General features: G+C 43.7%; 25 protein-coding genes. 14 read left to right on the plus strand and 11 right to left on the minus strand.

The features are described 5' to 3' along the window. Positions 1-33: 33 nt before the first annotated feature. Both FPL27_RS00815 and FPL27_RS00820 read right to left on the minus strand, forming a co-directional pair. Positions 34-396, minus strand: a complete 363-nt coding sequence (locus tag FPL27_RS00815; protein ID WP_143959280.1) for a hypothetical protein — start codon at positions 394-396, stop codon at positions 34-36. Beyond that, on the minus strand, positions 389-739 hold the full coding sequence (locus FPL27_RS00820) for a carboxymuconolactone decarboxylase family protein (RefSeq protein WP_143959281.1): 351 nt from the start codon (positions 737-739) through the stop codon (positions 389-391). The genes FPL27_RS00815 and FPL27_RS00820 overlap by 8 nt, the downstream gene beginning before the upstream one ends. 77 nt (positions 740-816) lie before the next feature. Here FPL27_RS00820 and FPL27_RS00825 point away from each other — a divergent pair, with 77 nt between their 5' ends. The 9 genes from FPL27_RS00825 (at position 817) to FPL27_RS00865 (ending at position 8,550) form a co-directional block, all read left to right on the plus strand. Next, positions 817-1,512, plus strand: coding sequence for a ComF family protein (locus FPL27_RS00825; RefSeq protein WP_317129413.1), 696 nt, complete (start codon positions 817-819; stop codon positions 1,510-1,512). Positions 1,513-1,586: 74 nt separating this feature from the next. After that, positions 1,587-2,345, plus strand: a complete 759-nt coding sequence (locus FPL27_RS00830; RefSeq protein ID WP_143959282.1) for an SDR family NAD(P)-dependent oxidoreductase — start codon at positions 1,587-1,589, stop codon at positions 2,343-2,345. Continuing rightward, positions 2,345-3,775: a pyridoxal phosphate-dependent decarboxylase family protein gene (locus FPL27_RS00835; protein ID WP_317129414.1), complete on the plus strand. Its 1,431-nt coding sequence runs from the start codon at positions 2,345-2,347 to the stop codon at positions 3,773-3,775. The genes FPL27_RS00830 and FPL27_RS00835 overlap by 1 nt, the downstream gene beginning before the upstream one ends. Further along, a complete protein-coding gene (locus FPL27_RS00840; protein ID WP_143959283.1) occupies positions 3,762-4,364 on the plus strand; it encodes a hypothetical protein in 603 nt (200 codons plus the stop codon). The genes FPL27_RS00835 and FPL27_RS00840 overlap by 14 nt, the downstream gene beginning before the upstream one ends. Continuing rightward, positions 4,361-4,825: a hypothetical protein gene (locus tag FPL27_RS00845; protein ID WP_235893349.1), complete on the plus strand. Its 465-nt coding sequence runs from the start codon at positions 4,361-4,363 to the stop codon at positions 4,823-4,825. Before FPL27_RS00840 ends, FPL27_RS00845 begins: the two co-directional genes overlap by 4 nt. Beyond that, a complete protein-coding gene (locus FPL27_RS00850) occupies positions 4,786-5,256 on the plus strand; it encodes a PaaI family thioesterase (protein WP_143959284.1) in 471 nt (156 codons plus the stop codon). The genes FPL27_RS00845 and FPL27_RS00850 overlap by 40 nt, the downstream gene beginning before the upstream one ends. Before the next feature lie 12 nt (positions 5,257-5,268). Beyond that, positions 5,269-6,126 carry a carboxylating nicotinate-nucleotide diphosphorylase gene (gene nadC / locus FPL27_RS00855; RefSeq protein WP_143959285.1) on the plus strand — a complete coding sequence of 286 codons (858 nt, stop codon included), beginning with the start codon at positions 5,269-5,271 and terminating at the stop codon, positions 6,124-6,126. A gap of 32 nt (positions 6,127-6,158) precedes the next feature. Then, positions 6,159-6,935 (plus strand): LytR/AlgR family response regulator transcription factor, encoded by a 777-nt coding sequence (locus FPL27_RS00860; RefSeq protein WP_143959286.1) that lies wholly within the window; start codon positions 6,159-6,161, stop codon positions 6,933-6,935. Between the two features lie 58 nt (positions 6,936-6,993). Next, a complete protein-coding gene (locus FPL27_RS00865) occupies positions 6,994-8,550 on the plus strand; it encodes an AbgT family transporter (protein WP_143959287.1) in 1,557 nt (518 codons plus the stop codon). Between the two features lie 169 nt (positions 8,551-8,719). Here the strand turns inward: FPL27_RS00865 and FPL27_RS00870 are convergent, their stop codons facing one another. The 3 genes from FPL27_RS00870 to FPL27_RS00880 form a co-directional block, all read right to left on the minus strand. After that, positions 8,720-10,030, minus strand: a complete 1,311-nt coding sequence (locus tag FPL27_RS00870) for an amidohydrolase (protein WP_143959288.1) — start codon at positions 10,028-10,030, stop codon at positions 8,720-8,722. Between the two features lie 272 nt (positions 10,031-10,302). Next, on the minus strand, positions 10,303-12,093 hold the full coding sequence (locus FPL27_RS00875) for an ABC transporter ATP-binding protein (RefSeq protein WP_143959289.1): 1,791 nt from the start codon (positions 12,091-12,093) through the stop codon (positions 10,303-10,305). 47 nt (positions 12,094-12,140) lie between these two features. Beyond that, positions 12,141-13,004 (minus strand): LysR family transcriptional regulator, encoded by an 864-nt coding sequence (locus tag FPL27_RS00880; protein WP_143959290.1) that lies wholly within the window; start codon positions 13,002-13,004, stop codon positions 12,141-12,143. Positions 13,005-13,297: 293 nt separating this feature from the next. Here FPL27_RS00880 and hutH point away from each other — a divergent pair, with 293 nt between their 5' ends. The 4 genes from hutH (at position 13,298) to FPL27_RS00900 (ending at position 18,797) form a co-directional block, all read left to right on the plus strand. Next, a complete protein-coding gene (gene hutH, locus FPL27_RS00885; RefSeq protein WP_143959291.1) occupies positions 13,298-14,815 on the plus strand; it encodes a histidine ammonia-lyase in 1,518 nt (505 codons plus the stop codon). Between the two features lie 20 nt (positions 14,816-14,835). Further along, entirely contained in the window at positions 14,836-16,512 is a 1,677-nt protein-coding gene (gene hutU, locus FPL27_RS00890; RefSeq protein WP_143959292.1) for a urocanate hydratase, read from the plus strand. Between the two features lies 1 nt (position 16,513). Then, complete coding sequence (gene hutI / locus FPL27_RS00895; protein ID WP_143959293.1) at positions 16,514-17,737, plus strand: imidazolonepropionase; 1,224 nt, start codon at positions 16,514-16,516, stop codon at positions 17,735-17,737. Positions 17,738-17,798: 61 nt separating this feature from the next. After that, positions 17,799-18,797: an arginase family protein gene (locus FPL27_RS00900; protein WP_143959294.1), complete on the plus strand. Its 999-nt coding sequence runs from the start codon at positions 17,799-17,801 to the stop codon at positions 18,795-18,797. Here the strand turns inward: FPL27_RS00900 and gldD are convergent. Beyond that, positions 18,787-19,359: a gliding motility lipoprotein GldD gene (gene gldD, locus FPL27_RS00905; protein ID WP_143959295.1), complete on the minus strand. Its 573-nt coding sequence runs from the start codon at positions 19,357-19,359 to the stop codon at positions 18,787-18,789. The genes FPL27_RS00900 and gldD overlap by 11 nt on opposite strands. 173 nt (positions 19,360-19,532) lie before the next feature. Here gldD and FPL27_RS00910 point away from each other — a divergent pair, with 173 nt between their 5' ends. Beyond that, entirely contained in the window at positions 19,533-20,843 is a 1,311-nt protein-coding gene (locus FPL27_RS00910; protein WP_221936575.1) for a ferredoxin reductase family protein, read from the plus strand. 171 nt (positions 20,844-21,014) lie between these two features. Here the strand turns inward: FPL27_RS00910 and purE are convergent, their stop codons facing one another. The 5 genes from purE to FPL27_RS00935 all read right to left on the minus strand — a co-directional run bounded on the left by purE (position 21,015) and on the right by FPL27_RS00935 (position 23,617). Then, complete coding sequence (gene purE / locus FPL27_RS00915; protein ID WP_143959296.1) at positions 21,015-21,530, minus strand: 5-(carboxyamino)imidazole ribonucleotide mutase; 516 nt, start codon at positions 21,528-21,530, stop codon at positions 21,015-21,017. Further along, the gene (locus FPL27_RS00920; RefSeq protein WP_143959297.1) at positions 21,527-22,672 is read right to left on the minus strand and encodes a 5-(carboxyamino)imidazole ribonucleotide synthase; all 1,146 of its coding nucleotides are present in this window, start codon (positions 22,670-22,672) and stop codon (positions 21,527-21,529) included. Before FPL27_RS00920 ends, purE begins: the two co-directional genes overlap by 4 nt. Before the next feature lie 155 nt (positions 22,673-22,827). Further along, entirely contained in the window at positions 22,828-22,980 is a 153-nt protein-coding gene (locus FPL27_RS00925; protein WP_143959298.1) for a lmo0937 family membrane protein, read from the minus strand. Positions 22,981-23,158: 178 nt separating this feature from the next. After that, positions 23,159-23,311: a lmo0937 family membrane protein gene (locus tag FPL27_RS00930; RefSeq protein ID WP_143959299.1), complete on the minus strand. Its 153-nt coding sequence runs from the start codon at positions 23,309-23,311 to the stop codon at positions 23,159-23,161. A 153-nt stretch (positions 23,312-23,464) separates the two neighbouring features. After that, on the minus strand, positions 23,465-23,617 hold the full coding sequence (locus tag FPL27_RS00935; RefSeq protein ID WP_143959300.1) for a lmo0937 family membrane protein: 153 nt from the start codon (positions 23,615-23,617) through the stop codon (positions 23,465-23,467). Between the last annotated feature and the right edge of the window lie 16 nt (positions 23,618-23,633).

Consider the following 23,633-nt stretch of genomic DNA (forward strand, 5'->3'; position numbering starts at 1 on the left):
TCTCCGGTCTTCGGTCTTCTGCCTCCACTGGGATTATTTAATCTCTATATCAAATTCGTTTTCAAAATATTCAATCACGTGGATTTTCAACAGTTTTTCCTGATCCAACATATCGAAATGAGGAAGTTTCTTTATTAGTTTCCAATGTGGCCAACCATCCTGATCTATATAATCCAGTTCATAAAAGCCACCCAAACTAAGCACCTTGCAGATGGCAATGTGCATAAGATCCTGTTTCTGCTCTTTTGAAAAGGTTTTCAGACCCTGTCCCAATTCCTGTACTCCTATCAAAAATAGTACACCATTTAGGTCAGTCGGTTTTTTGCCGACCAGATCTTTCAATCCATTTAGCAGCTTTCCCCATCTTATTTCTAGATCGTAATCCTTTTTAACCATTGGTCTGGTTTTCTAACTCTTCCCAGAATTCAACTGCCCTTCTCAAATGTGGAATTACAATGGATCCTCCCACGATCATAGAAACCGAAAACACCTCGAAAACCTGTGCTTTGGTTACTCCTGCATCGAAACATTTCTCCAGATGGTACTTGATGCAATCATCACATCTTAGGACCATTGAACTGGAAAGCCCGAGCATTTCCTTTGTTTTTACATCCAAAGCACCTTCTGCGTAGGCATTGGTGTCGAGGTTGAAAAAGCGTTTGATAACTTTGTTGTCTTCAGCCAAGATCTTTTCATTCATCTTGGTCCTATAATCGTTGAATTCTTCTCTTAAATTCATTAATTTCCTTAACTTTTAGATTAACCGGTAAATATAACAGGTATTTTCCTGTCATTCAGAACAAACAAGCCTTTTTCATGATGCGTTTCAATTTTTTGGAGGATTTTTTGGCCTTGGTATTTCCTCAGACCTGTTGCGGTTGCAAAACAAGTCTTTATGCTTTCGAAAATCAGCTCTGTAGAAAGTGCGAAGCGGCACTACCTGTGGCTTCCTATCACCTCCGCCCTACCGATAATGACCTTACGGTAAAACTGCTCGGACTCACCGAGGTTGAAAAGGTGTTTGCCCATCTAAGATTTTCCAAATCAGGCCTCAGTCAAAAATTGCTCCATCAGCTCAAATACAAAAACAAACCCCAATTAGGAGAAGTGCTTGGTAAGTTATACGGTCAAAGGCTGATCTTAGATAACTTTGATCATCATTGGGATTTCGTGGTCCCCGTTCCCCTACACCCTCTAAAACTGAGAAGCCGGGGGTATAATCAAAGCGCCAAGTTTGCAATGGGACTTTCTCATTCTTTAGACATTCCCCTTCATGAGGGATTGCAAAGGATAAAATTCACACAAACGCAAACCAGAAAGAGCCGTATGGAACGATGGGAAAATGTTAAGGACGTCTTTCATTTTGAAGGAAAGGACATGGTTGGGAAAAACATATTATTGGTCGATGATGTCATGACTACCGGGGCTACATTGGCAGCTTGCGCCAATGCCTTACTTTCTGCTGGGTCAAAAAAAGTAGATTTGGCGGTAATAGCGGCTGGAAGGGTTTAAAACTTTATACCATCGGCATGGCTTTATAACTCAAGCCTTTTTAAATTGCTTTCTTAACCGGAATTCATTCAAGTATGCATATAAACCTATCAGGACAAAGAATATTAGTCACCGGAGCCTCTCGTGGTATCGGTAAGGCCATTGCCCAGCAATTATCCGAGTCAGGCGCCGAAGTGCTTTTACATTATAATTCAAGTGAAAAGGAAACACAGGAATTGCAGAAATCCTTGCCTAACCCCTCCCACCCCGTTGCCTGTGATCTTTCGAACCTCCAGGCTGTAATGGGTTGGTTGCCTTCTCTGGTTGAGAAATTCGGCCCAATCGACGCTATTGTTAATAATGCCGGTATTGCCATTTCTACTCCTGACAACGCACCCACCTCAGATTGGACAGCAGATTGGCTCAAGACCATGGATGTAAATATCAACGCTATGGCCATCATCTGTAAGGAATTTGTGGAGCATGCTAAAGGAAATTCAAACGGGAGAATCATCAATATTTCATCTCGGGCAGCCTTCAGAGGAGATACTCCCGATTATTTAGCCTATGCTTCTTCAAAGGCAGCCATTGTGAGCTATACGCGTTCTTTAGCCCGATATTATGGGAAAGAAGGCATCAAGGCTTTTATCATAGCGCCTGGTTTCACCAAAACAGATATGGCCCAAGATTTCATGGACCAATATGGAGAAGATTTTGCCTTAAATGACATTGCCCTCAATCAACTAACTGAACCTAAGGATATTGCACCAATGGTAACCCTATTATGTTCAGGTTTGGCAGACCATTCGACTGGCTGTACTATTGATATCAATGCGGGTTCTTACGTACACTGATGATGGACAAAGAGGAGTTTAGAAAACATGCCCACCTGCTGGTGGATTGGATGGCTGACTATATGGAAGGGAAGGAAGAATATCCTGTCACCCCAAATGTCCAGCCTGGTGATATATTAAATCAATTGCCCACATCAGCACCTGAAGAAGGGGAAGACTTTGATCGCATATTTGGGGACTTTAAGGATGTCATTCTTCCGGGGATGACCCACTGGCAACATCCGGGATTCTTTGGCTACTTTCCCGCCAACAATTCAGAGCCGTCCATCCTGGCTGAAATGCTTATGTCCACCTTAGGTGCGCAGTGTATGTCCTGGTTGACCTCTCCCGCTGCCACCGAGCTTGAGGAGCGAGTTTTGGAATGGCTCAGAGATGCAAAAGGAATATGTTCCACGTGGAAAGGTGTGATTCATGACACTGCTAGCACCGCTACTTTGAGTGCCATTCTCGCTGCCAGAGAGCGCATTACAAATTATAGAATCAATCAATTAGGCTTTAAGGGAGATGAAAATTTTAGAGTTTATAGCTCTGAACATGTTCATTCCTCCATCGACAAGGCATTGCGGATTGCTGGCATAGGTCAGGATAATTTGGTGAAAATTAGGGTGGATGACAAGTATGCCTTAATTCCTGAGTTTCTCGATAAAGCCATACAGGAAGATATAGCTAATGGCTTCACCCCCCTTTGTGTGGTTTCCGCTTTGGGCACAACAAGCTCCACAGCTATTGATCCAATAAATAAAATTGGTGATATATGCCAAAAATATAATATTTGGCACCATATAGATGCTGCTTTTGCTGGTGCTGCCTTGCTTTTACCGGAATTTCGTTGGATGAACGAGGGGCATGAAAAGGCAGATAGCTATGTGTTCAATCCTCATAAATGGATGTTTACCAATTTTGACTGCTCCGTTCTTTTCCTCAAAGACCCCAAATATCTCATCAACACCTTTAGCCTTACACCGGAATACCTGCGAACACAGCTGGACGAACAAGTGAATAATTACCGCGACTGGGGTATCCAACTGGGAAGAAGGTTCAGAGCTTTAAAGTTATGGTTTGTCATCAGGCACTATGGATTAAATGGGTTGAGAAAGAAACTACGTCATCATCTTGAGCTTACCAATAAAGTGTTGGAATGGATAAAGGCCCATCCGAGCCTAGAGATTTTGGCGCCTGTTCCATTGAACACCATTTGTTTTCGTTTCGTGAATCCGAATGTTTCAGACGAAAAACTCAACCTGCTCAATGAAAAGTGGCTGGCAGAAGTGAACCAAACGGGGCTTGCATTTTTTACACATACGAAGCTTGACGGAAAATTTGTAATCCGCTGGGTGATTGGCCAGACAGATGTGGAAGAATCCCATATCAAAAACGCCTGGAGTTTGTTGTTAGAAAAGATACCGCAGCTGGAAGATGTCCCAAAATAAAACTTTTGATCCAGAACTGATGAAACTGTTCAAAATCTTTGGATTGGGGACTTTGGTCTGGGTTTTTGCCCTTTCTTTTTTCAACACTAAACACATCGAACTAGAAGAGGGGGAGATCCGCACATCCATTACTGCGGCCAGCCGGCTTTATTTTATGAATGTTCGGCAGCCTTTTTACGACAGGGAAAACCGTGCAGATGCCAAAATGAATGTATTTAGACTTTCCAAAAGGGTTGTGGATGAAGATCGGCCGGTAATCAACTTGTCCATCATCCTCAACCGGGTGAAAGAAGACGCGTATATTTATATAGAGCCATCGGAAGCTATTCCCAATGGAAAGCTTTCTCTGAAATACCATTTGGTGGAAAATGATAGCTCTGGCATGGTAGTTTTCGAAGGAGGGGATAGGTTTGACCATTTTAGGTTTGTGGCTGAAGTCTACCCTTTGTTGCTCCAGGACGCCCAATTTGAAATTGAGACTTCTGAAGGTTGGAAACCCATTTTGGCAGAAAGAAAGGAAAGGGATGCATTCAAAATCACTGTATTTGATTATTTTAGACTATTGGAACAAGAGGAGAGAAACAAATGATGGAACTGAAGCGGATAGAGAATCTTTGGAATTTTTGTAAAGTCAAGACCAATTTGCCTTTTCAAAAGGCGGTGGACTCCAAAGTATCCTACCGTTTTATCAAATCCGGAATCACTTTGATTCATTCTTTCAATCCCAAATTTCTCCAAGAATCCCAGCTGGAAATACAGGAGCGAGGATTCAATGAAAAAATCGTGGGACAGGTCTATGGCAGGGTCAAAAAGCGATTCGGAATGAAAAATTCTCCGGTTAAAATGCCCCAGCAGATCTTTTTCCCCGAGGAGATACTTCGCTTAAAAGATAAATACAGCCTCATTATACAGCAGGACAAAAACAGACATTATCGGGTTCTTATCTCCCCTTTTGTTCCTAAAAACATTTATGAAATCTTCGACACGGTCAATTTGATCAGCCTTTATTTATGGAAGACAATTTATTTCTCAGAGATTACAAAAAACTAATCGGCACCACCATTGACAAATCCCCTTCCAAAGCCGGCAATTGGCTTGCAGGTGTGCTACGTGAAGTAGAATATGGACGGATGGTCATGGAATACACTGTAAGAGAGGAAATGTGCAATCCTGGCAACATTCTGCATGGTGGAGTAGCCTCCCTCATGCTCGACGATGTTATCGGCGGGGCAAACTTTGTCACAGGCAACGAATACCTGATGACTAGCATAAACCTGAACATCGATTTTCTGGCAGCTGCCCATCTGGGTGAAAAGCTTACCGTGGAAGCCAAACTTCTTCGCAACGGAAGAAATGTAAACCACTGGATGGCGGAAATCACTAATGCCAAGGGCAAAATCATCGCTAAGGCTAGCAGCAACCTGATTGTGACCCAGGTGCCCATTTCCTCGCTTGGTGGCGATTCTTCCCGAGAAAATTAGTAATATTGCAGGGTGAAAAATTCGTATTTGACCCAAGATAATCTACAGAAATTCATCAAATCGGCCCTGCTGGAAGACGTGGGGACCGGTGATCATTCCACTTTGGCAGCCCTGCCGGCAAATGCCCAAGGGGCTGCTCACCTTTTGATCAAAGAGGATGGTATCATTGCCGGGCTGGAATTGGCAAAGATGATTTTTGAGCATTTTGACCATCAGCTTGAGGTGGAGCTTTTGTTGAAGGATGGTGATAAGGTTAAAGCTGGGGATATAGGTTTGAAGGTTATTGGAAGCGCGGCATCCATTCTTACCACCGAAAGGTTGGTGCTTAACTGTATGCAGCGGATGAGCGCCATTGCCACCAAAACCCACAAGCTTAACAAGCTCATCAAGCACACTTCTACCAAACTTCTGGATACCCGAAAGACTACACCCAATTTCAGAATGCTGGAAAAATGGGCAGTGGCTATCGGAGGAGGGCAAAACCACCGTTTTGCGCTGTATGACATGATTATGCTCAAGGATAATCACATCGACTTTGCCGGAGGAATCCCCGCAGCCATCAAGGCCACCCAAGATTATCTGAAAACCAACAAGCTCAAGCTCAAAATTGAGGTGGAAACCAGAAACCTTGATGAGGTTAGGCAGGTGATGGAAACGGGCGGTATCGATGTTATTATGCTTGACAATATGGATTGTCCAACTATGAAAGAGGCGGTGAAAATCATCGGTGGCAAATATAAAACCGAGGCTTCAGGCGGAATTACCGAAGAAACCCTCAAAGATGTTGCTGAGTGCGGTGTAGACTTTATTTCGGTCGGGGCGCTTACACATCATGTAAAAAGTCTTGATATTAGTCTCAAAGCTGTTTAGCTTCGAACTTATAAATATCAAAGAGTACCAAAATGGGAGTAGAAAGTCAGTTCATCAATTGCATTATCGTCCATCGTAGCGAGGAAGGCTACAAATGGAGCCACAAATTCCAAACTATCAATCCGTTTTTGAAAACCGTCGAGGTGCTCTCTTCTTGGGAGGAGGCCTACAACTATGTGGAAAAAGGCAATAGGGTGGATCTGATTGTGGGAAGTTATGATTTGACTGACATGCATCCCTACATATTTGAAAAGCTGGATATGCGAATTCCGGTAATCTTTACTTCTCCCAAACCCTTTATTACCGAAAAAGCATTAAGCCTCAATTGTCTGGATTTCATCAATGAAAATGCCGACCAGGACAGGATTAGAAAGAGCTTTGAAAAATTCCAGGTACTTTATTCCATTCAGGTAGGTACTTCCCCGACAGGACCTTCCTCAGGGGAAACTCAGCTCAACGGAAACCAAAAATCCCGCTTCATGGTCAAGTCAGGATCTTCCTATTTAGCCAAAATGCCATCAGAGGTAGCATTTTTCCTCGCTGATACTGGGCAGACGCATCTATATGAAATGGGTACAGGGGAAAAATTCACCATCAATCAAAAGTTGATGGACTTGGAAGCCGATGTGCTGGATCCCAAAGAATTTTTCAGAATCAATCGCAGCACCCTTATTAACATCAATGCAATCGGCCCCATCCACAAACACATTAACAGTAGGCTGAAAATAACGCCAAAAATTGACTTTCCCGAAGACCTTATCGTGAGCCGGGAAAAGGTTACCGCTTTTAAGAAGTGGGTGAATCAATAAACTTTCCTTTTATAATTTAGTCGGGCTGCTTACATTTGGTTTTCCCAAAAAATAACCGATGATTCCCACTAAAGAAAAAAAGCAGAAATCTTTTCTAGACAGGTTTCTAGATGTAATCGAATACGCAGGCAATAAACTCCCCGATCCTGCCATCCTCTTTCTAATCTTGATGCTGGCCACTTGGGTCATGTCGGCAATTTTGGCCCCCATCGATTTTGGGGAAATTGACCCCAGAACCGGCGAGGACCTACAAATCCTTAACTTACTTACCGGCACGCAATTGGCCGCATTCCTTTCCAACATGGTAAATGTGTTCATTACCTTCCCTCCTATGGGCGTGGTTTTGGTCGCCATGCTAGGTGTTGGGGTGGCTGAACACTCTGGTTATATAAATGCTGGATTAAAGTATTTGCTCAATTTTACCCCTCAGATGCTTCTGACACCTATTTTAGTCCTAGTAGCGATTGTCAGTCATACTGCCGCCGATGCTGGTTATGTTTTGGTGATTCCCTTGGGCGGGGTGATATTTTATGCAGCCGGTCGACATCCATTGGCGGGGATTGCAGCAGCTTTTGCCGGGGTTTCCGGTGGATTTAGCGCCAATTTTATCCCATCTGGTATTGACCCTTTGATACAAAGTTTCACCCAGTCCGCCGCGCGGATCATTGACCCAACCATCAGCCTCAACCCATTGAATAACTGGTTTTTTACGGGTTCTTCAAGTATTGTAGTGGTTTTAGTTGCTTGGTATTTGACCGATAGGGTGATTGAGCCTAGATTGAACAAAACTGCTAAAGTGGACGAAGATATGACCGATGCCCCTAAAATGGAGGATATCGGACCAAGGGAGAAAAAAGCATTTTGGTTGGCTTCTTTGGTGATGGTTTTAGGAATGGTAGGCTTGGTTTTCTGGGCCTATCCCCTTGATTCTGCATTGAGGGATGCTGATGGGGAAATTACCTCCCTGGCCGCTCCATTGATGAAATCCATCGTGCCGCTGATATTTTTCCTTTTCTGGCTACCAGGATTGGTTTATGGATTTGCTTCTGGCACCTATAAAGAAATGAAGGATGCCATCGCTTCCATGAGTAAAGCCATGGGAAGTATGGCCCATTATATTGTGATGGCCTTCTTCTGTGCCCTGTTCATCGATGCTTTTGGCAAATCAAACATTGGAGCCATGACCGCTCTAAAAGGTGCAAACTTTTTGGAAAGCATGAATTTGCCAGGGCAGGTGACCATTGTGGGAATTGTGTTCCTGACTGCATTTGTGAACCTTTTGGTAGGTTCGGCTTCGGCTAAATGGGCCTTGATTAGCCCGATCTTCGTGCCTATGCTTATGCAATTGGGTATTTCACCTGACCTCACCCAAGCGGCCTATAGGGTCGGTGATTCCGTTTCAAACATCATCACGCCTCTTCTACCCTATTTCCCATTGGTAGTAGTTTTCTGCCAGCGATACGTCAAGTCCACAGGCATTGGAACCTTGGTCTCCATCATGATTCCTTATTCCGTAGTGCTGTTGATTGTGTGGACAATCTTCCTACTCGGCTATTGGGCTGTGGGATATCCCCTGGGACTGCAGTCGTCGTATGAGTATATAATGGTGAAGTAAGAATTAAAACCTGCCAGGTTGAATGTATTTTTCTAAAAAACCTGGCAGGTATTTTTGTACTAGGTACAAAGAGTACCATGTACCAAGTATTCCAGCAACGTACCTCTATTCCTACCATTTTAACCTTAGTCCCAGCATCTATCATCTGACATCCGACATCGGTCAGCCTTCATTTCCTCAAAATCTCCATCGCAAATACACTCATCGCCCTTACCCCCGTTTTCAAGGTAGGCTCCACTTCTGGGGCAAACATGGGGCTGTGCAAGCCGGGGACATCTTTTCCGTTTTCCTTGGCTTCTTCAAACAGTTTATTGGGAGTGGCACCTAGGAAGAACATTGAAATTGGGACTTCACGTTCTTGGATGCCATAGCGGCTGAAATCCTCACCTATCATTTCAGCCTCGATTTCGACGATTTTTTCTTCTTCAAAGTTAGCTTTAAATACCCCCACCATCAATTGGGTCAGTTCCTCATCATTGATCAATGGCGGGGTATAAGGTTCCCTGATCCAGTAAGTTGGCAATTTGTCTTCCGGCATTCCGGCAGAGCGTGCCACATGCTCACTGATTTTCTTGATATTTTCTATCAAAACCTCCCTAATTTCAGGATTGTAATACCTTAATGTCAGCTGCATTTCCACTTCGTCGGGGATAATGTTGTGCACATGGCCCCCACGTATGGAGCCTACCGACACCACAGCTGGCTCTGTAGGAGCAATCCGTCTGCTTACGATGGATTGATAAGCCTGAATCATCTGGGCACTCATTACCACAGGATCAATGGTCATATGGGGCGCGGCACCATGTCCACCCTCACCATGCACGGTCACGTTCATCATATCAACACCTGCCATCAGCGGTCCAGCTTTGTATCCTATGCTTCCCGCAGGCAAATGCGGCGTATCATGCAGGGCAATGGCGTAATCAGGGTAAGGAAAACGCTCAAACAAACCATCAATAAGCATATTGTAGGCACCAAGCCCATTTTCCTCAGCTGGTTGACCGATCATCATTAGCGTTCCCTGCCACTCATCTTTGAAATTCATCAGCATCCTGGCGGTGCCCAAAATAACACTCATGTGAACATCATGCCCACAGGCCTGCATGATGTAGGTTTCCTTCCCGTCACCCGTCACCCCTTTTTCCTTGCTAGCATAGGGTAACCCCGTTTTTTCCTCCAAAGGAAGGGCATCCATATCCGTCCTGACTAGTAAAGTAGGGCCATCCCCATTTTCAAAAATACCAACCACTCCATATCCGCCAATTCCCTCTGTTACCTCAAAACCTAAATTCTTAAGCTCATCGGCAATCTTTGCAGCAGTTTTTTCTTCTTGTAGGGACAGTTCTGGATATTGGTGGAAATGTTTATAAAGCTCTTCTATTTCGGGATAAATTTCCTCCAGATAAGACTCCTGCGTTTGAGCTTGGGCTTGAAAACCGACCATAGTCAAACAACCTATCAGCATGACAAGATATTTCATGTGTGAATAATGTTTGGTAAAATATAGTAATAAAGATAGCCTATTTACTATTGTAAGTAGAATCTATTACCCAAAAGTTAGAATTGGAAAACTTTTGTAAGGGTACCAATAGGCTTATAAGCACTATTTACTGAGCCTTAAGTTCGGCTTTAAAATGCAAAAACCCATAGTGGACCCGAAGAGGACCTGACGGGGAGGCGGATTGGACCTGAATTAGGTGTACAGTAAAGGTAAGGGATCCTCTGCTTTTGAGATTTTATTAGCTATGAATACTACTCCGCAAATTGCAACCTTACCAAGTTGGCATAAAAACCTTCGTCCTTTTGCGCAAGGGAGTCGTGAGTACCTTCTTCCACGATTTGGCCTTCCTTAAGTACGTAGATTCTGTCCACTTTGCGGATGGTGGATAACCTGTGGGCGATGATGATGGTGGTTCTACCTTTCATCAATTCGTCCATGGCTTCCTGAACCAGGGATTCAGATTCGGCATCCAAGGAGCTGGTTGCTTCATCTAGGATCAAAATGCTTGGGTCTTTGAGAATGGCTCGGGCGATGGCCACACGCTGTCTTTGTCCACCGGAAAGTTTGACGCCTCGCTCCCCTACCATGGTGTTGAGGCCTTCGGGGAAGCTTTTGATAAACTGCCAAGCGTTTGCTTGCTTGGCGGCTTGGATGATTTCTTCTTCAGTAGCGTCCGGTTTGGCGTAGGCGATGTTTTCACCGATGCTTCCACCAAAGAGCAACACTTCTTGGGGCACAATTCCCACATTGGAACGCAGCTGCTTGAGGTTCCACTTATCCACATTCTGACCGTCGATTTTGATGGCCCCTGCTCCTACTTGGTAGAATTTGAGCAATAACTGAATGATGGTGGATTTTCCTGCGCCGCTATGCCCGGCAAGGGCTATTTTCTGACCCGGTTCAATGTGGAAAGAAATGTTTTGAAGTACTTGCACATCCGGTCGGGTTGGATAGTTGAAAGCTACATTTTGGAAAGCTACTTCTCCTTTTAGCCTAGTATGCTCATAGCCTGCTAAGGATTCTTCTGGCTTTTCGTCTAGAATTTCCAGAACTCTTTCCGACGAACCGATAGCTTTCTGCACCTGGCCATAAATGTCACCCAAACCTGCGATGGAACCCCCGATAAAAGTTGTATAAAGCACAAAGGAAACCAAATCCCCAATGCTCATATCTCCGGAAGCCACTAATGTCGCCCCGTACCACATCACGGCCACGATACCGCCAAAGAGGGCAAATATGATAAAAGAAATGAACGCTCCTCGGAAGCTAGCGGCTTTTAAAGCCACTTTTACAACCCTGTTAAGGCCAGTTCCATATCTTTTGGTTTCGTAATCTTCTCCGGCAAAAGATTTCACCGTCATGATGGACTGTAAGGTCTCTTCTACAATTACATTGGCGGAGGCAAGTTCGTCTTGAGTTGCTTTGCTGAGCTTACGGATATATTTTCCGAACACCATTGCAATCAACACCAACACCGGGAAGGTTGCCAACATGAAAAGCGTAAGCTTTGGAGTGGTGTAAAAAAGAAATAATGTACCGGCAAGAAGGGTAATTAATTGTCTTATCAACTCAGCCAAAGTAACCGAGAAAGTGTCTTGCAAAAGGGAAATATCGGCGGTAATTCTACTGATTAGCTCTCCAGTTCGGCGCTTGTCGAAAAATGACATGGGCAGATGGACCAAACGGTCGTAAAGAGCCACCCTGATATCACGCATGGATTTTTCACTCACCTGGGCAAAAAGCCACACCCTGAAGAATGAAAATACACTTTGTACGAAAAGAATTCCTACCAGGATAAGTGCAATGCTGTTGATGTCATTGACGATCCAGGCTTCTCCTGAGGCGGTGTCAATGAGCTTTCCAGCTATAAAAGGGAAGGCCAGAAGGGTCAAACTTGAGAAAACCAAAAAGAGCAGACCAAGGATGAAAGTTGCCTTATAGGGCATCATGAAGCCGAAAATCCCACCTAATTTGCGAAAATTATCTTTGTTCAGCTTCCTTTTCTCATGTTCTTCCAGCGCGGTTCCTCTTTTCTTAGCCATAGAATCTACTAACCCATTTTAAATCGGGGACAAAGGTAAGGCTTTTTTTAAATTATCAATTCAACGAACTTGTGAAGACTGGGGTTGGGATTGTTTTTAAACCACACAGCCGTAATCTCCGCCCGCTGCGGAATCTCCTTAAGCTCAACGAATTTGACATTCACATTAGTGACCTGTTTGAATGAGGTAGGCAGAAATGTAATGCCTAACCCATGGTCCACAAGACTTAACACCGTATGCCCGTGAACCGTTTCATGGGCAATGTCCGGCAAAAATCCAGCATCCTCGCAGATGCTCAATTGTACCTTATAGTATAGATCCCCGTCCGTTTTGGGGGGAAGGATGAATTTTTCGGCTTTGAGATCTTTAAGTTGGGCTGGGTCATCCAATGGATGGTTTTGCGGCATCACCAATGAAAAGGTCTCGCTGAAAACCAATTTTTGACCCATATCGGGGCTGGGTATGGGGTTTCGTACAAAGGCCACATCCAAATCCCCATTTTCTAAGGCTGCCAATTGGGCTGAGGAGGTCATTTCATTAAGGTAAGTCTGAATTTGGGGAAAGTCAGCATTTAAGGAAGTCAATAAGTCCGGCAAAAAAGTATGTATGCAAGACCCCACATAACCAATTCTGATTTCGCCCTTTTCCCCAGACTGTACCAAGTGGGTCTGGTTTTTCAACTTGTCAATGCGGTGAAGAATTTCCTTTGCCTCATGGAAAAAATACTCTCCAGCCTCAGTGAGCTCCACCTTCCGCTTCGTCCGGTTCATCAATTTCACCCCCAGTTCCTGCTCGAGTTGCTGAAGCTGCTTGGAAAGTGCAGGCTGCACAATATGTAGCTTTGCCGCAGCCTTGTTGAAGTGAAGTTCCTCCGCCAAAACCGCAAAATATTGAAGCTGTCGTATTTCCATTGATCACTATAAGTTATTAATAAGGCAAGTTAATGTTATTTTTTATTATTAATGGAATTGGGGAAATTTGAGTGAGATTTAAAAGGGACACACAGTGCCACAGAGTTAAAATAAAAGGAGTTTCGCAGAGCTTCCTTTCGGCGAGATTTAATTGACGAGAACTATTCCCCCTTTGAAGGGGGCAAGGGGGATGTGGTGATTAATAAATAAGTGCCAAAAGTAAAGAAAACAAGGTTTGGTGCTAGAAATACTTAGTACATAGTACCTAGTACTTTGTACAAAAAAAAAACAACATGGATAAAAACAAAAAAACCCACCAAATCAGCTCATCATGGCTGTCCTTGGAGGAAATTGAGAAGATCGTTGATCAAAAAATGGCCTTGGAGCTTTCTCAGGAAGCAGTGGATAGAATCACAGGTTGCCGGGATTACCTGGACCGAAAGCTTGCCGAGGATGACGATGCCTTGTTTTATGGTATCAACACGGGTTTTGGTTATCTGCAAAACGTGAGAATCGAAAAGGATCAAATCAGCGAACTCCAATATAATTTGCTGAAATCTCATGCCTGTGGAGTTGGGGAAAGAGTGCCTAAATCTATTGTCAAGCTCATGCTGCTTACAAAAATCCAGTCGCTTTCCTATGGAAACAGTGGGGTGCAATTGATAACTGTGCAACGGTTGGTGGATTTTTATAATCATGACATCCTTCCGGTAGTTTATCGTCAGGGCTCCTTGGGTGCTTCTGGCGATTTGGCGCCACTATCTCATCTAAGTCTTCCTTTGATAGGATTGGGAGAAGTTTATTTTGAGGGAAAAACAGTTGATTCCGCTGATGTTTTGAAGAAATTCAACTGGTCTCCTATTGCTTTAAAGTCCAAGGAAGGCCTTTCTCTAATCAACGGGACGCAGTTTATGCTTGCCTATGGCATTTATTGCCTGATGAGTTCCAAGAGGCTTTTGGAATGGGCAGATATCATTGCGGCTATTTGCATCGATGGATTTAACTGCACCATGCAGCCTTTCAACCCAAATATCCATGCAATCAGGCCTCACCAAGGTCAGGTGGATACGGCAGCAAACATTAGAAAATTCCTGAAAGGCAGTGAAATTGCCGAGTCTAAAAGCAAGGCAGTTCAGGATCCTTACTCTTTCCGTTGCATTCCACAAGTGCACGGTGCCTCAAGAGATACTTTCAACTATGTATTGAGCGTATTTGAGAGGGAGATCAATGCCGTGACCGATAATCCGAACATTTTTCCTGAGGAAGACCAAATCGTATCCGGAGGTAATTTCCACGGTCAACCATTAGCTCTTTGCTTTGACTTTTTGGCAATCGCCATGGCTGAAATCGGTAGTATCGCCGAAAGAAGAACTTATCAGCTACTCTCCGGACAGCGCGGTTTGCCGCTTTTTCTGATAAAAAATCCAGGTTTGCATTCGGGAATGATGATTCCGCAATACACCGCCGCCAGTGTGGTTAGTGAAAACAAACAACTTTGCACCCCTTCATCGGTTGACTCTATCACTTCATCCAATGGTCAGGAAGACCACGTGAGCATGGGGGCCAATGGAGCCACCAAATGCTTCCGAGTAGTGGAAAATGTGGAAAAGGTACTGGCTATCGAGCTTTTCTCAGCAACTCAGGCACTTGAATTCCGCCGACCAGCCAAAAGTTCGGCCTACATCGAAGAAATCATGGGCAATTACCGCAAAGATGTTCCTTTCAATGATGTGGACAGAGTGTTATCCACAGACATTGCCAAGTCAATTGCCTTTATCAAAAACAAACCGGCTGCCTTGCAGTCATCATAATAACCATTAACATCAATTCTATGGAAACGATCAATAAGAAATATACCAAGGAAAAATACGCCACGCCTACTGGCACCAAGCTTAACTGCAAAGGTTGGGTGCAAGAGGCGGCGCTCAGAATGCTGCTCAACAATCTCGACCCTGAAGTAGCCGAATTGCCTGAGGAGCTTATCGTATACGGTGGCCGTGGAAAGGCTGCCCGAAATTTTGAGGCTTTGGACAAAATCATCCTGGGCTTGAAAATCCTCGAAGATGACGAAACCCTGTTGGTGCAGTCCGGCAAACCCGTCGGAATCGTTCCTTCGCACAAGGATGCCCCAAAAGTATTGATCTCCAATTCTCAATTGGTACCCAATTGGGCCAACTGGGAGCATTTTGACAAATTGGAAAAAGCCGGTTTGATGATGTATGGGCAGATGACAGCCGGTTCTTGGATCTACATCGGTTCCCAAGGAATCGTGCAAGGTACTTATGAGACCTTTGGGGAGTTGGCTAGACAGCATTTTGGCGGTTCTTTGAAAGGTACCTTGAACGTAACCGCTGGTCTAGGCGGCATGGGCGGCGCTCAGCCATTGGCCATCACGATGAATGATGGGGTATGCCTGGTAGCTGAGGTGGAGAACTGGAGAATTGAAAAAAGACTTCAAACTCGCTATTTAGACGAAAAGATCGATGATCTTGATGAGGCGATTGATAGAGCACTAGAGGCCAAAAAGAATAGTGAGAGAGTTTCAATCGGTGTTCCATGCAATGCCGTGCACCTTTTGGAAAGACTGAAAGCAAGAAACGTAATCCCTGATACCTTGACGGACCAAACCTCCGCCCATGATCCGCTGACTGGTTATATTCCACATATGATTTCCCTTGAGGAGTCGCTTGAACTTAGAAAAAGCAATCCAGAGAAATACGTGGAGCTTGCTTATGTATCGATGGTGGAGCATGTCAAATTGATGCTTGAACTTCAAGCTAAGGGAGCGATTACCTTTGATTATGGAAATAACCTGAGAGCAAGAGCACATGAAAAGGGTGTTGAAAACGCCTTTGACTTCCCTGGATTTGTGCCGGCTTATATCCGTCCGCTTTTCTGCGAAGGAAAGGGACCTTTCCGTTGGGCGGCACTTTCAGGTGACCCGGCTGATATCAAGGCTACCGATGATTTGATTCTGGAGCTTTTCCCTGAAAATGAGGGATTGAAAAAATGGATAACCATGGCTCAGGACAGGATTGCCTTCCAAGGACTTCCAGCTAGAATTTGCTGGTTGGGTCAGGGCGAAAGAGAAAAGGCAGGTTTAGCCTTTAACGAGCTAGTGAAAAGTGGAAAAGTGAAAGCCCCTATCGTAATCGGGCGTGACCATTTGGACACAGGTTCGGTGGCCTCACCAAACCGTGAAACTGAAGGCATGATGGACGGTTCCGATGCCGTAGCCGATTGGCCAATTCTTAATGCTCTTATGAACACCGCTGGGGGTGCCAGCTGGGTTTCCCTTCACCATGGCGGTGGAGTTGGGATGGGTTATTCAATCCATGCCGGGATGGTAATTGTTGCCGACGGCACTGAAGATGCCAAGGCGAGATTGAAGCGCGTATTGCGCAATGATCCAGGATTGGGTGTGATTCGCCATGCGGATGCTGGTTATGAAATTGCTCAAAATACCGCCAAGGAGCACGGATTAGATTTGGATTCTAAACTCGGATAATATGCTTATAAAAAATATAAAAGAGTTATTCGGTGTCAGGGAGGAAACGGTTTTCCTAAAAGGGAAAGAGATGGCTTCCCTGCCATCGATAAAAAATGCTTTTTTGAGGATTGAGGGTGATTCCATTGTCGATTATGGCAAAATGGAGGATCTCTCTGCCCAGAATGGTGAAGAGGAAATTGATGCTGAAGGACAGTTTATATTGCCGGCTTGGTGTGATTCTCATACTCATCTGGTTTTTGATGGAAGTCGGGAAGAGGAGTTTGTGGATAAAATCAAAGGCGTAAGCTATGAGGAAATCGCCAAAAAGGGCGGTGGAATCCTCAATTCCGCCAAAAGATTGCAAAGTGCCTCAGAGGATTCACTTTACGAACAAGCTTGGAAGAGATTGCAGGAGGTGAAAAGTTTGGGTACAGGAGCTATAGAAATTAAAAGTGGCTATGGTTTGACCGTGGAGGCAGAGCTTAAAATGCTCCGTGTCATCAGACGCTTGCGGGAAAATTCCGATGTGGCTATTAAGGCTACTTTCCTTGGTGCGCATGCTTATCCGATGGAATATAAAGAGAATCATCAAGGTTATTTGGATCTGGTTTGCAATGAAATGATGCCGAAAGTAGCCGAGGAAGGATTAGCGGAATATGTAGATATGTTTTGCGAAGCTGGATTTTTTGGTCTTGAGGAATCGCAGCAGGTTATCGATGCGGCCAAGAAACACGGATTGAAAGTAAAACTGCACGCCAACCAGTTACAGAATTCAGGTGGAGTGCAATTAGGTGTGAAAAATGGAGCTGTCTCGGTTGACCATTTGGAATGTATGGGTGAGGAAGAAATTAATGCGCTGAAAAATAGCGACACGATTCCCACTCTTTTGCCATTTGCGGCTTTCTTTCTGAGATTTCCTTTTCAGCCGGCCAGAAGAATGATTGACGCAGGACTCGGAGTTGCCTTGGCCACGGATTACAATCCAGGCTCCTCTCCAAGCGGTAATATTCCACTAATGATTGCAATGAGCTGCATACAAATGAAAATGACGCCGGAGGAAGCCATTAATGCAGCCACAATCAACGGCGCTTTTGCTATGGGCGTGGAAAATGAAATGGGAAGCATCACGAAAGGCAAAAAAGCCAACCTGATCTTCACCAAACCCATCCCCTCCCTAGCCTATCTTCCCTATGCGTTCGGCAGTAATTTAATCGATAAGGTCATGATAAAAGGAAGGTTTTAAAAAGCCTTCCCTTTCCTCAAAACATCCAACACCCGACATCCGACATCCAACCTCCCTCCCCATGAACCACTTCCATCCTTTCACTTCAGAAAATCTAAAAGAAATCGTAAACCCCCGAGAAAATGAAACCAAACTTGGCGAGAAAATCAGGACTGGTTTTGAGGGCGAAAAATATGTGTTGCTCGGCATCCCCGAATCCATTGGCGTGAAAGGAAATCTTGGCGTTGGCGGAACGGAAACTTTATGGCCGGAATTTTTGAAAGCTTTTCTCAATATTCAAAGCACCGCTAAATTCCGTGGTGATGAAATTTCTGTGGTCGGGCATTTTGATTTCAAGGGCTTGCTTGAAGGACAGAAACTGCCTGTGGATAACTATCGAAAAGCAGTCGAAATTATCGATGCCGAGGTGAGTTCTTTAATTAAGGAAATAGTATTAAAAGGGAAAATTCCCATTATCATTGGGGGTGGACATAACAATTGTTACCCGATTTTGAAAGGTGTGAATGAAGGGCTTACTTCCATCGGTGTTTTATCAACAGTAGGTATGAATGCGATAAACCTTGATGCCCATTCCGATTTTAGACAGAAGGAAGGAAGGCACAGTGGTAATGGTTTTCGGTATGCTTATGAGGCCGGTTATCTGAAAAATTACGCCATCGTGGGTTTGCATGAAAATTATAACAGTCAAGAAATATTGGAAGAGCTTGCTGATAATGAAAATATGCATTTCAGCTTGTTTGAGGATGTTTTTATAAGAGAGGAGAAGAGTTATCCACAGTGCTTGGATGAGGCAATCAGTTTTACTCAGGACCAAATCACAGGCATCGAGTTGGACCTGGATTGTATAGAGGGGGTGCTTTCTAGTGCGGCCACTCCATCAGGAATCAGCAGTGTGCAGGCAAGGCAATACCTCTATCATACGGCCAAAAGGTGTCGAGTTGGCTATGTGCACATTTGTGAGGGAGCTGTACAGATGGAAAATGGACAAAAAAAACCAGGTACCGCCAAACTGGTCAGTTACCTGGTAAGTGATTTTATTAAGGCTAATCTTACTGCTTAAATTCCAGTGTGTTCATCAGATGCATCATATCTACTTTGATGTATTCAATTACAGGAGCCAGAGAATCATTTTTATGAGCAACATTGAAATATAGGGCGCCTCGGAGAAAATGCTGGGTGGAATCGGTCACAAAGAATTGAAACTGTGTAGGGACCTCACCTGAAAGTTCAGCTACCACGCCAGTGTAACCTTTAGGTGTCCTCAATACCGATTCATCGATTCCGTAGGCTTTGACTTGATGCTTTGAGGTAAGATTAATGGCATCAGACAGGTAACTTTTTAATCTTTCCTCTTGCCCATCAATAGGCTTGTAGGTAAGGTGTACTTTTGCCTCCATGTCCTGATAATTGAGGTTAATCCAAGCTTCCTGGTCGGGGTTGAACTCATCGGATTCGACAAGACTGTGTGCGGAATGCTCAAAACTATAAGGAAAATTTTCCGCCAATTTTTCAAATTCCCGCTCAGGCAAGTCGATGCGGTTAAATCCTTTGGGTTTGGGAAGGTAATCCGAACCGCAGGCCATACACAAGGATATACAGGTAAGAAGGAATAGTTTTTTCATAGGGCTTCAAAGATAGGGAAACCATTGCGAATGCCGGAAAATTCCGTTTGATAACATAAATCTTTCCACCTCTGTTTCATAAATTTTAACAGTTTGCGAGTTTGGCAGTTAATTGGAGAGTATGGTTAAAGATTTTTAAACCGTTTGGCAACCTAAACCTACCACACGAACCTATGAAGTATAGCTTAAGTAAAGCATTTTTATGGTTGGGCCTTTATACCCTCCTTGCCCTTTTACCTCTTGGAATAGCTTTATTGGGCGACAGGCCCGGTTATCGCTCATTTTGGATAGAATTTGGAGTGGCCATGGGGTTTATAGGTTTATCCACGATGGGTTTGCAGGCAGTATTTAGTGGCAGGTACAAATTTATTGCTCCTACATTTGGGATGGACAATATTCTGCAGTTTCACCGTGAGATCGGAATCATTTCTTTTTTCTTTGTGCTCGCTCATCCCGTTATATTGCTTATCGCAGATCCGGAATTCATCAAATACTTCGATCCCACGGTTAATTTTCCCCGGGCATTGGCTTTGAGCTTTGCAAGTGTTGGTATTATCGCCATCACCGTTACCAGCTTGTGGCGCGAGTCCTTTAAGCTGAATTACGAATGGTGGAGGCTTATCCACAGTGGGGTGGGTGCTTTACTTGTTTTTGTTGGGATTACCCACTCCATCCAAGTAGCCCATTATCTGGATGAACTTTGGAAGCAGATTGCTATTGTTGTATTGATGGGGATTTGCGTTTATGCGGTAATTCATACCCGCTTGGTCAGACTCTATCTGAATGGAAAAAAGCCCTACAGGGTGGTAGATATTAAGGCCGAGCGTGGGGAAAGTTATACCATGACCATTGAGGCCGATGGGTTTAAAAGAGCCGATTTTATTTCAGGACAGTTTTTTTGGATGACTGTTGGAGACAAAGTATTCACCCTCCAGCAACATCCTTTTTCCATTGTGTCTAGCGATGAGGATGATAAAATTTGCTTTACTGCAAAGGTATTGGGGGATTTTACTGCCACTTGGGAGAATATGAAACCCGGAACAAAGGTGGTTTTGGAAGGGCCTTTTGGTTCTTTTACTCCAAAAGGCACTGATCCCTTGTTTATGATCATGGGGGGAATAGGTGTTACTCCGGGATTAAGCATGTTGAGAAGTATGGTAGACCGAAAGGATAATAGGGAAATCATACTTATCTATGCCAATGAAAATTGGGAAGAAACTACCTTCCGTGAAGAATTAGAAGAATTGGACAAACTTCCCAATATTCAAATTATTAATGTTGTGGATAATCCACCTCATGGATATGTTGGTGAAACAGGTTTCGTAGATGAGGAGATGATTAAAAAGCATTTGCCTAAAGACAGGAATGATTTTGTGTATTACATCTGTGGTCCTGAGCCATTAATGGATGTAAGTGAAAAATCACTTAAAAAATTGGGGGTGGATTGGAGACGTATTTATTCTGAAAGATTTGAAATAGTGTAATATGTATAATATACTTTATAAAAATATACGGGCTATTGCCTATGTGATAGGAGCTATTTTGGTGGGATTTAGTGTGTGGTTTGCGATGGGGTGAGTAGAGAAAAGAAAAAAAGTAAAACCTGCCAGGTTTATAATATTTTTGATGAAAACCTAGCAGGTTTTATTGTTCAATCAATCCTCCATCCTATCTCTCCAACCTTTCATTTCCACTTCTCGGGCACTTTCTTCTACTTTTTCCTTGAGTTCTTTTTTGAACTTATCGAGATTTTCAGCTATTCGAGCATCAAATGCCCCTATCATGGATGCAGCAAGAATGCCCGCGTTTTTGGCGCCATCCAGGGCTACAGTTGCTACAGGTATTCCGCCTGGCATCTGGAGGATGGAAAGGATACTGTCCCATCCATCAATAGAGTTGGAGGATTTTACCGGTACGCCAATTACAGGAAGTGACGTTAGTGAAGCCACCATTCCTGGAAGATGGGCTGCTCCCCCTGCTCCGGCAATGATAACCTTAATTCCTCTTTTACGTGCGTTTTCTGCATAATTGACCATCCTCATGGGGGTGCGGTGGGCCGACACAATTGTCAACTCATAGCTTACTCCCAACTCATCCAATGCCTTTGCGGCTTCCGACATTATGGGCAAATCGGATTTGCTTCCCATGATGATGCCTACTTGTTTGCTCATGCTTCTGCTTTTATTTTTATTAAATTCTTAATTCTCAAAGCCTTTATTTTCAGCTCATCTATGTTTTCTTCCAAAATGGTCACATGTCCCATCTTGCGAAATGGTTTTGTGGTTTTCTTACCATACAGGTGTACATATACCCCTTTTTGGTTAAGGACCTCATCCAAACCTTCGATTATGGCATCACCTTCATGACCGTCCTCTCCCAAAAGGTTGACCATGGCAGCGGGCATGCGCAGGGTAGTATCCCCCAGCGGCATGTTCAGTACTGACCGAAGATGTTGCTCAAACTGTGAGGTAAAATTGGCCTCTATGGTATGGTGACCGCTATTGTGCGGGCGTGGGGCTATTTCGTTTACCAGGACTTCACCGGTTTTGGTCACGAACATTTCTACCGCCAAAAGGCCGTACATGTCTAATTTTTCAATAACGTTTTGCGCTATGGCAATAGCTCTCTCACTTATCGCTACTGGAATATTAGCCGGGGCAAAAAGAAACTCTACCAGATTAGCAGTTGGATGGAAAGCACAAGCTACCGGAGGGAAGGCAAACAGTTCTCCCCTTTCATTTCTGGAGACAATCACTGCAATTTCCGTTTCAAAATCTATCAGCTTTTCCAACAAACCCTGTGAATCAAAGGCCTTATCCAAGTCGGATTCATCTCTCAGAATCTGCACCCCCCGGCCATCATAGCCATCTCTGCCCAGCTTGTTAACGGCGGGAAGAAAATCCTTAAAGGACATGACATCTTCTTTATCCTCGACCAAAACGAATTCGGCAGTCGGGATGTCGTGCTCTTGGTAGAACTGTTTTTGGGTCCTTTTGTCCTGAATTAGTTTAATTATGTGGGGCTGAGGAAACACTTTTTTTCCTTCCTCTTGAAGTTTTTCCAACGCATCCGTGTTGACACTCTCAATTTCGATGGTGATTACATCGCAATCTTTGCCGAAATTATAAACTGTGTCGTAGTCGGTGAGCTTGCCTTGGGTAAACTTTTGGCAAATGGTTTTGCAGGGCGCATTGGCGTCCGGATCCAGGATATGAATGTCAATGTTGTAGTTGATAGCTGACTGAATGAGCATTCTACCCAGTTGGCCACCACCCAATACACCGAGGGTCTGCTTTTGATAGTTGGTCTGCACGATGGTTGTTGTTTGTTGGAGAATAAAATTAAGACAAATATCAGCAAAGGGGAAATTTCGGTATGTAAAAAGGTGATAATCCTCTGCCAGGCTGAGACGAAAATAAAAAAAGGAAGCCAAAAGCTTCCTTAAATTATGCATTCGTACCGGAAAGGCTAAACCCTTCCACCACTTATTACTCGGAACAAAACAGCAATTACTGCCAATACCAGTAATATATGAATCAATCCACCGACGCTATATACAAAAGCGCCGAAGATCCATCCTATTACTAGAATAACGGCGATGATATAAAGTATAGATCCCATAACAAAAGTATTTAGGTGAATGAATAATTTACTTTATATCTTCAAATTTTACGCCAAATAAGAAAATAGTATATTTTATTTAATTGATTTTCAATATTTTGTGGGAATATTACGGAAAATAGCATAAAAAAAGCACCACCAAAAATTGGCCGTGCTTTTTGTGGAGTCAATCGGATGGCTAAACCCTGCGGCCTCCTATGATATTAAACAGAACTGCAATCACTGCTAAGACTAATAGAATATGTATCAGCCCTCCGGCACTGTAAACAAATGCCCCGAAAATCCATCCTATGACAAGGATTACTGCGATAATATAAAGAATAGATCCCATAAGTTTAATGGTTTTAGTGGTTAAAATAAGTTATTGATATTGAACAAAATTTGCGCCAAATGCATAAATAGGTCAAAATTTAATTAAAATATTTATAAAACTGGTAATAAAAAAACCGCTCGAGGCGGTTTTCCATTTTATTTCATTTATAAATTAGACCCTGCTTCCGCCTATAATCCGAAACAGGACTGCAATCACTGCTAAGACTAAAAGAATGTGGATCAGCCCGCCTACACTATAGACCAGAGCGCCAAAAATCCAACCGATTACTAGAATCAATGCTATTATATAAAGTAATGAACTCATCTTTTTTATTTTTTTG

The sequence above is a fragment of the Litoribacter populi genome, from assembly GCF_007483685.1.
GTDB lineage: Bacteria > Bacteroidota > Bacteroidia > Cytophagales > Cyclobacteriaceae > Litoribacter > Litoribacter populi.

Excerpts from the sequence above, each read along its gene's own strand:
- FPL27_RS00835 (WP_317129414.1), top strand. The coding sequence starts at position 2,345 with ATGATGGACAAAGAGGAGTTTAGAAAACATGCCCACCTGCTGGTGGAT.
- purE (WP_143959296.1), bottom strand. The coding sequence starts at position 21,530 with ATGAGCAAACAAGTAGGCATCATCATGGGAAGCAAATCCGATTTGCCC.
- FPL27_RS00900 (WP_143959294.1), top strand. The coding sequence starts at position 17,799 with ATGAACCACTTCCATCCTTTCACTTCAGAAAATCTAAAAGAAATCGTA.
- FPL27_RS00820 (WP_143959281.1), bottom strand. The coding sequence starts at position 739 with ATGAATTTAAGAGAAGAATTCAACGATTATAGGACCAAGATGAATGAA.
- FPL27_RS00845 (WP_235893349.1), top strand. The coding sequence starts at position 4,361 with ATGATGGAACTGAAGCGGATAGAGAATCTTTGGAATTTTTGTAAAGTC.
- gldD (WP_143959295.1), bottom strand. The coding sequence starts at position 19,359 with ATGAAAAAACTATTCCTTCTTACCTGTATATCCTTGTGTATGGCCTGC.
- FPL27_RS00865 (WP_143959287.1), top strand. The coding sequence starts at position 6,994 with ATGATTCCCACTAAAGAAAAAAAGCAGAAATCTTTTCTAGACAGGTTT.
- FPL27_RS00815 (WP_143959280.1), bottom strand. The coding sequence starts at position 396 with ATGGTTAAAAAGGATTACGATCTAGAAATAAGATGGGGAAAGCTGCTA.
- FPL27_RS00840 (WP_143959283.1), top strand. The coding sequence starts at position 3,762 with ATGTCCCAAAATAAAACTTTTGATCCAGAACTGATGAAACTGTTCAAA.
- FPL27_RS00930 (WP_143959299.1), bottom strand. The coding sequence starts at position 23,311 with ATGGGATCTATTCTTTATATTATCGCAGTAATCCTTGTCATAGGATGG.
- FPL27_RS00935 (WP_143959300.1), bottom strand. The coding sequence starts at position 23,617 with ATGAGTTCATTACTTTATATAATAGCATTGATTCTAGTAATCGGTTGG.
- hutI (WP_143959293.1), top strand. The coding sequence starts at position 16,514 with ATGCTTATAAAAAATATAAAAGAGTTATTCGGTGTCAGGGAGGAAACG.
- FPL27_RS00870 (WP_143959288.1), bottom strand. The coding sequence starts at position 10,030 with ATGAAATATCTTGTCATGCTGATAGGTTGTTTGACTATGGTCGGTTTT.
- FPL27_RS00860 (WP_143959286.1), top strand. The coding sequence starts at position 6,159 with ATGGGAGTAGAAAGTCAGTTCATCAATTGCATTATCGTCCATCGTAGC.
- FPL27_RS00875 (WP_143959289.1), bottom strand. The coding sequence starts at position 12,093 with ATGGCTAAGAAAAGAGGAACCGCGCTGGAAGAACATGAGAAAAGGAAG.
- FPL27_RS00830 (WP_143959282.1), top strand. The coding sequence starts at position 1,587 with ATGCATATAAACCTATCAGGACAAAGAATATTAGTCACCGGAGCCTCT.
- FPL27_RS00850 (WP_143959284.1), top strand. The coding sequence starts at position 4,786 with ATGGAAGACAATTTATTTCTCAGAGATTACAAAAAACTAATCGGCACC.
- FPL27_RS00910 (WP_221936575.1), top strand. The coding sequence starts at position 19,533 with ATGAAGTATAGCTTAAGTAAAGCATTTTTATGGTTGGGCCTTTATACC.
- hutH (WP_143959291.1), top strand. The coding sequence starts at position 13,298 with ATGGATAAAAACAAAAAAACCCACCAAATCAGCTCATCATGGCTGTCC.
- hutU (WP_143959292.1), top strand. The coding sequence starts at position 14,836 with ATGGAAACGATCAATAAGAAATATACCAAGGAAAAATACGCCACGCCT.
- FPL27_RS00880 (WP_143959290.1), bottom strand. The coding sequence starts at position 13,004 with ATGGAAATACGACAGCTTCAATATTTTGCGGTTTTGGCGGAGGAACTT.
- FPL27_RS00925 (WP_143959298.1), bottom strand. The coding sequence starts at position 22,980 with ATGGGATCTATACTTTATATCATCGCCGTTATTCTAGTAATAGGATGG.
- FPL27_RS00825 (WP_317129413.1), top strand. The coding sequence starts at position 817 with ATGATGCGTTTCAATTTTTTGGAGGATTTTTTGGCCTTGGTATTTCCT.